Source organism: uncultured Methanobrevibacter sp., from assembly GCF_937906425.1.
In the GTDB taxonomy this organism is placed as follows: domain Archaea; phylum Methanobacteriota; class Methanobacteria; order Methanobacteriales; family Methanobacteriaceae; genus Methanobrevibacter.
On record NZ_CALCYR010000264.1, the window covers coordinates 1 to 11,402 of the forward strand.

The following is an 11,402-nucleotide window of genomic DNA, read 5'->3' on the forward strand; positions in this document are numbered from 1 at the left end:
AAATTTTATATTAAAATTAATTTATTATTTTAAATTAATCCCTTACCTTTGCAATTATTCTTAAGCCTCTTTCCATTCCTTCAATAAGCTCTTCAGTCAAGTCCATATTCTTATTTAGTTTGACATGTCCTCTTTTACCTACTGTTGCAGTAAAAATATACTTGTCCTCCAAAAGAATATCAAAGGATTTTCCAACATGCCTTTTGCCGATTGGCAATACAAGATGGTCCTTTCTTATTTCAGGAGCCAATTCAAAGACTTCATAGTAAAGATCATCATTTATTTCTTCTTCATCATCCTCAAAGTCGAAATAATGGTCTTCATTTGATTTTGAATAATCTTTTAACTTATGGTCCTTTAAAATCTCATTTGCCTCATTGATTTCCTGTTTTTTGGATTTTTTATTTTTCTTTTCCTTTCTTTTATTTTTTTCATTATTTTCCTTGGATCTTTTAATGAGTCTGTTTTCAAAACTTTCAGGAGCCTTTGACAATGGTTCAACATTCATCTTAATTCCAATTTCCTTTTCAAGTTCATTAATACGTTTTCCGCCTTTTCCAATGATTTTGGCAATGTATCTTTCGCTCATGTAGATGTTGACCCTTTTGCTGTTTTCAAGACTTACTTCAATGTTTGCCTTTGGAGCAATCCTTTTCATTGTCTTTAGGATTTCCCTTTCTGCAATAAGCTCAACAGGGCTTTTTTCTCTTTTTGCCTTTTCCATCTTTGATCTTTCAACCATTCCAATGTCCATTACAATGGTCTGGTCACCATAGGTATAGATTTCATTTACCAATGTTCCTGTATCGAAATCCCTAACTTCAATGACTGGTCTTGAAAGGTCACGTTCCTCCATTCCTGTTGGAACCTTAACTGTAAGCTTTGTTTCATAGATTGCAGCTATTTCACCGTCTTCAATATAGATTGTTGTATCGACGATTGATGGGATTGTTCCTAAATCAACCCTGCTTGCTATCCTTTGGATTGCATCTATAGGTCTTGTTGCATGGACAACGCCAATCATTCCAACCCCTGCTAGCCTCATGTCTGCAAAGATGCTGAAGTCATGGTTTTTTCTAAGCTCGTCATAGATGGTAAAGTCAGGCCTTACAAGAAGAAGTATGTCTGCAGTGTTTTCCATATCCCCTTCAAGAGGTGCATATTGGGTAATTGTATCTGCAACCTGAAGGTCTCTTGGAGATTCCATTGTCTTCACGATTTTATTCAGGTCTTCGTCATAGAATTTGGCTATGGCTTGTGCAAATGTACTTTTTCCCGCTCCAGGGCTTCCTGAAATAAGGATTCCTCTTGCACTGTTTATTAATCTATCCATCAATCTTTCTGAAATTCCATATTCCTCAAGGGAAACTTCTGCAACAGGCCTTACAGCTGTGATTTCAAGACCCTCTGAAAATGGAGGCCTTGCAATTGAGATTCTGAGATCCCTTGACTGGACCACAATAGCCCCTTCCATGTCTGCCTCAAGATAGGTTTTGGCGTCATATCTTTCCTTTTCAAGGATTTCCTCTGCAATGTTTTCCAATTGGCTGTAGCTGAAAGCCTTATCTCCAAGTCTTACAAGTTCAATATGTCCAGGTTTTCCCTTTTTAGCCATTGGGACTACATTTTCCTTTAAATGAACAGACATTGTATCTTCATCAAAGAATTTGGCTATTTTTAAGTTAATGTCCCCCTTATATTCCTGTGCATAATAAATTACAGGGACTCCTTGGGCCTCTGCAGTTTTAGCCTGTATCTTATCGCTTGTAAGCAGTGTAGCCAATTCCTCTCTAGCCAAATCTCTAATCAGGCCGTCGATTTCACCAAGCTTTGCATTGTTTTTTTCAAATTTTACAGGTCTTCTGCCCTTAACCTCAATTGAGATTTCTCCGATTTCAGCCATTTCCTGAAGTTTCTTCAGTTCTTCAAGACCTTTGACTCCAGTGGGTCTGTGGGTGTTTGCCTGATGTTCAAGTTCAGCTATTGCAGCTTCCGGAACAATTATTGTTGGAAAGTTCAATTCCTTTTCTTTTATTATCTTTTCCACATTTCCTTCTATGATTGCGCTTGTATCCGGAACTATTCTTTTTAGATTATTGTTGTAATTATTTTCTTCATTGTAATCACTATCATAATTACTGTAATCATCATAATCCACGTGTTTCACTTCCTATGGTTTTTGTTAATAAATTTAATCAGTTTTAGTAATTATTAAATTAATAAATAATCAATTAATTAAATTAATTAATTAAATTACATTTTTAAAGTAATTATAATTATTGATTTAATTAAAATTAAAATTAAAATGTTTGAATAATTTAAAATTAAAATTAAAATAATTAGTTTAATTACATTTTTAAAGTAATTAAAATAATGGAATAAATTAAAATTAAAATAATTTATTAAATTAAATCAATTAAATCAATTAAATCAATTAAATTAATTTTAGGTTTTAATTTTGTAAAATGAATTTATTTATCCGTACATTTCCTTTGGATCAAATAACCTTTCTGAAATGACTTTAATGTCATCATCCTCAAGTGTGTCAAGGGAGATGTTTTCCTTTTCTAGATCGATTTGTCTAAAGAAGCATGACCTGTAGCCTTCGTGGCATGCAGCTCCCTTCTGGTCCACTTTCATAATTATTGCATCAGCGTCACAGTCAATAAATATTTCTTTAACTGTCTGTACATTTCCAGAGCTTTCTCCCTTTAACCATTGTTTTCCTCTGGAAGTACTGTAATAATGGGCTTTTTTGGTTTTTAATGTTTGTTCAACAGCTTCTCTGTTCATAAAAGCTACCATAAGTATGTCATTTGTTTGGTAATCCTGTGCAATTCCGATTACTAATTTTTCTCCATTTACATCTAATCTAAAGTTTAAATCCATTTTTACACCTTTAATGAATTTTATTAATTTATTTTTTCAAAATTTCATTTTTAGTTTCATTTTTTCTATTTATTTTACAAAATCTTATTTTAATTTTTCATATTTTCATATTTTTAAAAAATTATAATTATTATTAAAAAGAGTCTTTTTTTATTATTGAAATTTATTTTAGTTTATTTTAAATTAAAATTAATTAAAAATATTTTTTAATAGTATTTTTTAGTTTTTTAATTAGTTTTAAATACTTATAAACTATTTTAAAAATAAAAAATTAAAAAAAGAAAATAATTATTAATTTTCTTTAATGTAATTAGCAACTTCATCAATAGCTACTAATTCCTGTTCTCCGCTTTCCATGTCCTTAACAGTAACCTTTCCTTCCTCAAGGTCACGTTCTCCAACAAGAACAACATGTTTGACATTAATCCTATTTGCATAGGAAAGGAGTTTCTTGAATTTTTTTCTTGAAAGGTCGACTTCAGTCGCTATGTTTTCCTTTCTAAGACTTTGGGCTATCTTGAATGCATCATGTCTGGTTGATTCGGAAATTGCTGCAACATAAGTGTCTACAAGAGGTTCCAATTCTTTTTTGCCATTCAACTCTTCAATTGCATTCATCAATCTGTCAAATCCTAATGCAAATCCTGTGGAAACAACATCCTCTCCGCCAAATAACTTAACGAGATTGTAGGTTCCTCCACCACAAACCTGTTTTTGAGCTCCAAGGCCTTGTACATATACCTCAAATACGATTCCGGTATAGTAGTCAAGTCCTCTTGCAACTCCAAGGTTTAGTTTGTAATTGAATACCTGAAAGCTTTCCAAGGTTTTTATAAGTTCCTCAAATTCAGATAAGGCCTGGTGGGACTCTTCATAAGGTTCTATAAGTTCTCTTACATCATCTATTATTGATGAATCACCTACCAAATCCATAAGCTTAAACAATGTTTCATTAAGTTCAGGATTGTTTTCAATAATTGGATTATCTCCAATGAGGGATTCTTTCAGCAATTCCTTGTCTCCCTTGTCAATAACAATCATGATCTTTCTTTGTGTTTCGCTGTCAATGTCAAAGTGGGCAAATAGGCCTCTGATGATTCCTAAGTGATTTACATTGATTTCAGCTGTAGTGATTCCAAGTGCCTCAAGTGAATTGTTTACAAGAGCTATTGCCTCAGCCTCACCTTCAGGAGTTTTAGCTCCTATCAATTCACAGCCGAATTGCCAGAATTGTCTGAATCTTCCTTTTTGAGGTCTTTCATATCTGAAACAGCTTCCATAATAATAAAGCTTAATTGGCTTTGCAGTCTTTTGCAATTCATTCAGGTATAATCTTGCAATAGGAGCTGTAATTTCAGGTCTAAGTGCAAGGTCACGGTTTCCCTTGTCCTTGAAATTGTAAAGTTGATCTACAATTTCCTCTCCGGATTTTGTTGTAAATAATTTTAAATCTTCAAATAATGGAGTTTGCACCTCTCCAAATCCATAGTTTTCAAATACATTTCTTAAAATGTCTTCAGCTTCTTTTCTTTGTCTCATTTCTTCAAAGAGAAAATCTCTTGTTCCTCTTGGTCTTTCAAATTCCATTTAAGACTCTCCATTTCTAATAATAATTTTATAAATATGATTTTTGTAATATTTTTTTTAAATAATTCAGTAAATCATTTAACAATATAATATATATCATTAATTATTATATATAGTTATTAACAATAAGATTTTTATAATAATATTTTAATAATTTTAATTGAACAAGTTTTTAAAATGAATATGAAATTATAATTTAAATCATTATTTATTGTTAATTTTATTTGTGAGGTAATTTATGACTAAATATTTGGAAATCTATGATGATTTTGGAGATATTGTAAGTGGGGAGGAAACAATCTCCAAAAATGCTCTTTTGAATCTCCTGAAGGAACATTCCGGAACAATTTCAGTCTATGATTTGATGTTGGTTAATGCAGAGCTGATAGAGGACATGAAATATGTTCAGGACGATTATAAGGAAAAAAGTCATGGAGTTTATGTAAAATACTTTTTAGGTCGTATAAAAAGTATTAGGGATGACAATAATAATTATGATGGAGACATTGATAAGGAGGATTTCATTGATTCTGTAGCCACCCTGAAATCTTATCATGATGCCGAATCAAAAGAGTCCAAAACCAAGTTTCCATTGATTTATGCAATTGTTTCACTTTATACAACATATGTTTTGGAGGAGCCTATTCATCCTGTTGGAACACCTTTCCCAGGCTCATTGCAGGTTGAAGAGCATGATGGAGTCTTCTATTGTCCTGTCAAGGAAGCTAATCTTGAATCTCCAAATGCAGTATGCAAGATGTGCATTGCAGAACAATTGGAATTTTAGCTTTTGTTTATGAATTTATTGTAGGAATTTTTTTATTTTTAGCTTTTGTTTATGAATTTATTGTTGGAATTTTTTTATTTTTAGTTTTTGTTTATGAATTTATTGTTGGAATTTTTTTATTTTTAGCTTTTGTTTATGGATTTATTGTTGGAATTTTTTTATTTTTAGCTATTGTTTAGTAATTGTATTGAAATATTTTAATTAAAGGTAGATAAAATGGTAGATGGAAAAACAAATATTTTAGGAGTTATTGGAGATCCGATTGAACATACATTCTCTCCTGCAATGCAGAATGCAGGTTTAAATGCTTTAGCTTTAAATTACATTTATCTTCCTTTTCATGTTTTGCCTCAAAATTTGGAAAATGCAATTTCAGGTGCTAAGGCTCTTGGAATTAAAGGTTTGAATGTAACAATTCCTCATAAGCAGGAAGTTATCAATTTCCTTGATGATATAGATTCAATAGCTAAAATGATTGGTGCAGTTAATACAATTGACTTTTCATATGATGATGGTTCAGTTATTGCTAAAGGTTATAATACTGATGCCTATGGTGCAGTAAGGGCAATTGAGGAGAAAACTTCCCTAAATGACAAGAAAGTAACAATCACAGGTGCTGGTGGTGCATCAAGGGCAGTTGCATTTCAGATTGCAAACTCTGGAATAATGGAATTGTCAATATTAAACCGTAATTATAATAAGGCTAAAAATCTTGCAGATGACTTGAAAAATAATTTAAAAGAGTTTGACATTGATATAATCATAAATGCTTATGAATTGGATGAATTGAAAAGAGAAATCTCTGAATCTGATGTCTTGGTTGATACAAGTCCTTTGGGAATGTATCCAAATATCAATCAAAAGCCAATTGCAAGTTCAGACATGCTTCATGAAGATTTGGTGGTAAATGACATAGTTTACACTCCTATGGAAACTTCTTTGATTAAGGAAGCTAAAAAAGCAGGCTGTGAAGTGGTTTATGGTTATAAGATGTTATTGTATCAGGGAGTTCGCAGCTTGGAGATATGGTTAGGCAGAGAAGCTCCTGTGGAAGAGATGGAAAAGGCATTATTGGATGTATTGGGAATTTAATGATTTTTATTAAGATTTTTTAAAATTTAATTTTCTTATTTAAATAATCTTTAGATAATTTTAAAATATTTTTTTAGATAATTTTAAAATATTTTTTAGATAATTTTTTTAAAATAATTTTTATATAATTTTAAAATATTTTTTTTAGATAATTTTAAAATATTTTTTATATAATGTTTTTAAAAAATTTTAGATAATTTAAAATAACTTTTATTTTTCAGTGATAGTATGGATGATTTTTTATCAAATTTTGTTTTAAATCAGGATGAAGATGTTCTTTCTGAGTCTAAGGAAGATGTTTTGAAGTTTTTAAAACAAATTGGTGTTGACACTCGTTTTGTAAGCTTTTTTAATGATGATGGTCAAATTAGATTATATATTGAAAATCTTCGCTTTTCAAAGTTTTCAAAAAAGAGAACCTCCATATTCAATAAGCAATATCCTGATATTGAGGTTATAAGATCATCCCTTTTTCAAAAGATTTCATCCAGAGCTTCAAAGACCTTGGCAGACTCATTAAAACCAAAGGAAACTGTCTTGATTCCAAAAATTGACAGGGAATACAATAAGTTATTGTCAATTGTCGTTGAACCCTATTCCAGAAAATATGGAATTAGATTTGTTGAATATGATGAAAACATTGATTTTGAGGCTATTGATTCAATCATTTCACCAATAAACCTAAATCAGGAAGTAAATCATATTCTAAATGACATATTCAGTGGAAAGGGTATTGATTGGGATAAAAAGTCAGAAGATATCAAAAATCGGTATGGGCTTCAAAAAAATATTATTTTCCCTTTTATTAATGTTCCTGAGGAATGGATAAATGACTTTTTAGGAATTGAAAAGGATTATAAAATTGATTATGAAAATGATGACATTGGAGAATCCTTTATGGGATTTTTAACTGAAATAAATCCTCAATTCAAGGAAAATGTTTTGGCAGCATCCCTATTTTTGGAGGCTAATCAAAATTAGATGATATGATTTTTCATTTTTTAATTTTATTTTTTTTAATTATTTTCACTCTTTTTCTCTTTTATTCATTTATTCAATATTTTTTTTATTTATTTTCACTTTTTTTCTGTTTTTTCATTTATTCAATAGTTTTTTTTAATTATTTTTCACTTTTTTTCTGTTTTTTTCATTTATTCAATATTTTTTTTATTTATTTTTCACTTTTTTTCTGTTTTTTTCATTTATTCAATAGTTTTTTTTTAATTATTTTTCACTTTTTTCTCTTTTTTTTCATTTATTCAATAGTTTTTTTTATTAATTATTTTTACATATTCTATTAATTTTTTTCTCATTGTTTAAGATATTAAACTATTTTTAAAAAATTATTAAATGATTTTTTAGTTTTGATTAGTTTTAAATATAATTGTTGTATATATATTATTGAAAAACATTTCCATTTTTTCTTTTTTTATTTTTTGAAATGTTTGTAATAATATAAAGGGGGATTATATGAATAATCACAGTTTTTTATTTATAGATGATGATTTTCCGGATATTTCTAAATTTTGTATGAGAATGGAGAAAAATATTGTTGAAGGGGACGGTGTGGATGCCGTCATTTGGGCAGGAAAAATAGCTGAAAGAATAACCACTTATATAGCGAAGTTCATGGATTTGAATGTTGAAGACATGAACCAATTGCAAAAATTGGAATTGCTTCATGATGGTGAAGCTCTTCCAGACATGTATTATAAGGAATTAAACACTATACGCCACTATAGAAACATTGCTACTCATCATGATTTGAGAGATGAGTTAAAAATTGCATATAAATTTCATCGTTCTATTTTTAAGATTCTTCGTTGGTTTTATGCAACTTATAGTGGCAATCCTGCTATTTTTGAAAAAAAATATATGGGCATTACTTATCAACATGATTCCAGTTTCATTGACATGATTCAAAACAAGGATGCATTAAAGAATTCTTTAAACAATATTCCTGATAATGACTCAATTGCATATTATCCGAATCCCAATTTGAATTCTGCTCTAAATTCTAATATTGATCTTAATCAATATGTCAGCAAGGATTTTAGTTTGGATAATGTATTTTTTAATGAGGATTTAAATTGTTGGACTGCAGTTGTTGAAAAGAACAAAAAGGTAATAACTATAGGCCATTATAAAACAAAGGAAACTGCATTAAAAAGAGGATATGCCTATGTTAATTCAGATGAATTTAAAAATTACACATACATATCAATTCCGCCTAAATTGAAAGGGGGAATATATTCCCGTGAAAAGGGAATTGGTTTCAGTGAGGATTATAAATTATGGACTGCTAAATTCGATAAAAAGTTTTTAGGATATTTCACATCTGAAAACTTGGCTAAGATTGCTAGAAAAGAGTATATTGATACCTTGCCAATGCCGGAACCTAAATTCGGGTCTTATTCTGAGCATAAGGAAATTTCCTTTGATAGAAATAAAAAGTTATGGTACATTGAAAAGGACGGGGAAATCTATGACTATTTTGACAGTGAAGAGGAAGCCATTCGTGAATTGCCTACTGCATTTCCAATTAAGGTCAGTTCCAATGATTTAGGCATATCCTTTGATGAGGACAGTTCCAAATGGAGATTTTCATATAGGGGAAAATTTGTAAGGTCCTATGACAGTGTAGGGGAAGCCTTGAAAAAACGTTTGGAGTATGTTGCTGGATTTGCACAACCTAAAAAGAATAAAAATGGGGATTATTCCATCCATAAGGGAATTTTTTATGATGAAGAAAATCTGATCTGGTATTTGAAAATTAAGGATGTTATAATTGGCTTTTTTGATACTGAAGAGGATGCATTCAATTCTAAAAAGGAATTTTTAAAATCTAAGGGTGTTGATGTAAGCAATTTAATTTTTAATCAGGAAGAATCCTTTGATGATAATCTTGATTTTAAGGTAAATATTTTCTCTGAAGAAAATTCCATAGTTTTTGATGAGGAATCAGATGAATGGGTGGCCTATTTTAATGGAAATCCAATTGGAAGAGACAGGGATAAAGATTCCATCAAGAATTTCAGAAGACAGTTTTTAAGGAACATGCCATTTCCTCCAAAAAAGGATAATGGGGAATATTCCTATTTTGAAGGCATAGGATATGATTTGGATTCTCATTTATGGACAGCAAGTTATGGTGATGAGTCTTTAGGTTTATTTGACAGTGAGGAGGATGCTTTTTATGCTAGAAAAGAGGCTCTTGTTGCAGATGGTGTCGATGTCAGAGATATGCATTTTAATTTAGATTTTGATGAGTCAAAAGACATTATATTGGATATAAAGTCTTCAGATTCAACTATGGTTGATTATGGTTCAAGTTTGTTAAAGGATGATTCTGCAATTGAAAATAAGGATTTAACTCTTCCAGCAGGTAGTGATAGGCTTAATCCGGATTCAGCATATGGTCAGGATTCAGTTGATGCAGATGCTGTTTCTGCTGAGGATGATGCTTTGGTTGATGCAGATACTGTTTCTGCTGAAGTTAATGCTTTGGTTGATGCAGATGCTGTTTTAGAGGAGGATGAAGTTTATTCTCTTGATTCTTCCGATTCATCCCTCTTTGATCTTGATGGGTCAGAAGATGAAATTGGAGATATTAAAAACTCACCATTTTATGCAATTGCTTCAAAAAGGGATGAAAACAATCTCACTACCTTGGAAAACATTAGTTATGATGATTTGGAATCAGATGATGGCTTGGAAGATGATGAAGATTATGAACTTAATTTGGATGATAAGTTTGAAGACAATGGCTTTTCAACTATGGGGGATGATATTGACTTAAAATTAAATCGCAGAAACCTAAAGGAGATAAAACTTAAAAATTATGATTCAAACAATTATGGAAAGGAAATTACCATAAGCTATAATGATGAAAACCTTTATCTCACACTTAAGGGCTTTATTGAAAAAAATGATTTAAGGGAGTTATTTTCCCTAAATCTCTTGGACAATTCTCAAAAATTGGAGTTTAATAAGGTGGATAATCTGTATTTTGCCATATTCTTTAGATTAAAATATGGTTTGGAATCAATTAGCTTAAGTTTTTTAATGAATCTATTGAACTCCTTCGGTTGGGATTTTGATTTACTTAATGTTTTACTTTCCAATGATAAGGATGGTTCTTTAAATTTAATCAATTTTGATTTTTGTCAAAAGCCAAATGAGATTAATCCAAGAAGCAGTGATTTTGAAAGGAGATCTTATTCAAACAATTCCTTAGAACTGAGCTCTGAATCCAATCTTTCAAGTGCTAAAAATCTGAAAGAGAAGCATAATCCAAATTCTTTATTCAATGATGTTTCAAATATATCCTCTAAAAATTTGGCTAAGGAAGATTCCTCTTCAAAATCCCATTTTAACTCTTCAGTGTCTAATTCCAGTTTTGCTCCTTCCAATTTCAACAACAATTCAATCAAAGACAGCAATTCAGATAAAAATAAGAAAAAAACTTCCAAAACAAAAGTTTCAAGCAAGAAAAAAATCGTTCGTGGAGGAAAAGTTGTTACAGAAGAGGAAGCTAGATTGTTAGACAGTCAATCAGAAGCAAAGGAAATTAAAACTCCTATTATTAAAAGAAAGCCTAAAACTAAGAAAACTAGTTTTAATACTAATTCATTAGGTGCCATTGCCAAATTTAAAGGTTTTTCAGAATATGGTTCACAGGATTACTCTGATAATTTATCAAGCATGGAAAATGATGATGAATCTCTTTCAATTGAGGATATTTTTTTAACAGAGGATGATGATTCAGGTTTTGATTTAAAACAGGCTTCTGCTGATATAAATGAATCAGATGATTTAATGCTCGATGAATCTGCAGATTTGTTTTCAAATGATGTTGATGACGAGGATTCCGGTTCTGATATAATTGAAGATGCTGCAGATTTGGATGGATCAGATTTAATTGATGAAATTGAAGAATTGGATGTAAATGATTTAGATGAATTAAGAGATTTGGAAGAAATTGAAGAATTGGATGTAAATGATTTAGATGAATTAAGAGATTTGGAAGAAATTGAAGAATTGGATG

General features: G+C 30.4%; 8 protein-coding genes. 5 read left to right on the forward strand and 3 right to left on the reverse strand.

Features of this window, described 5'->3' with window-relative positions:
- Nucleotides 1-34 precede the first annotated feature (34 nt).
- From Q0138_RS07790 to hisS, 3 genes are all read right to left on the reverse strand, one after another.
- Nucleotides 35-2,083 carry a PINc/VapC family ATPase gene (locus Q0138_RS07790; protein WP_297983032.1) on the reverse strand — a complete coding sequence of 683 codons (2,049 nt, stop codon included), beginning with the start codon at nucleotides 2,081-2,083 and terminating at the stop codon, nucleotides 35-37.
- Nucleotides 2,084-2,475: 392 nt separating this feature from the next.
- Nucleotides 2,476-2,889 (reverse strand): phosphoribosyl-AMP cyclohydrolase, encoded by a 414-nt coding sequence (gene hisI / locus Q0138_RS07795; RefSeq protein WP_297983012.1) that lies wholly within the window; start codon nucleotides 2,887-2,889, stop codon nucleotides 2,476-2,478.
- A gap of 291 nt (nucleotides 2,890-3,180) precedes the next feature.
- Nucleotides 3,181-4,476 (reverse strand): histidine--tRNA ligase, encoded by a 1,296-nt coding sequence (gene hisS, locus Q0138_RS07800; RefSeq protein ID WP_297983015.1) that lies wholly within the window; start codon nucleotides 4,474-4,476, stop codon nucleotides 3,181-3,183.
- 238 nt (nucleotides 4,477-4,714) lie between these two features.
- Here hisS and Q0138_RS07805 point away from each other — a divergent pair, with 238 nt between their 5' ends.
- The 5 genes from Q0138_RS07805 to Q0138_RS07825 form a co-directional block, all read left to right on the forward strand.
- On the forward strand, nucleotides 4,715-5,263 hold the full coding sequence (locus Q0138_RS07805; protein ID WP_297983018.1) for a DUF2115 domain-containing protein: 549 nt from the start codon (nucleotides 4,715-4,717) through the stop codon (nucleotides 5,261-5,263).
- A complete protein-coding gene (locus Q0138_RS07810) occupies nucleotides 5,227-5,442 on the forward strand; it encodes a hypothetical protein (protein ID WP_297983021.1) in 216 nt (71 codons plus the stop codon). Before Q0138_RS07805 ends, Q0138_RS07810 begins: the two co-directional genes overlap by 37 nt.
- Nucleotides 5,443-5,479: 37 nt before the next feature.
- Entirely contained in the window at nucleotides 5,480-6,355 is an 876-nt protein-coding gene (locus Q0138_RS07815; protein WP_297983024.1) for a shikimate dehydrogenase, read from the forward strand.
- 228 nt (nucleotides 6,356-6,583) lie between these two features.
- Entirely contained in the window at nucleotides 6,584-7,336 is a 753-nt protein-coding gene (locus Q0138_RS07820) for an ATPase (RefSeq protein ID WP_297983026.1), read from the forward strand.
- A gap of 489 nt (nucleotides 7,337-7,825) precedes the next feature.
- Nucleotides 7,826-11,402 (forward strand): hypothetical protein (locus Q0138_RS07825; RefSeq protein ID WP_297983029.1); only part of this gene is annotated, 3,577 nt, incomplete at its 3' end.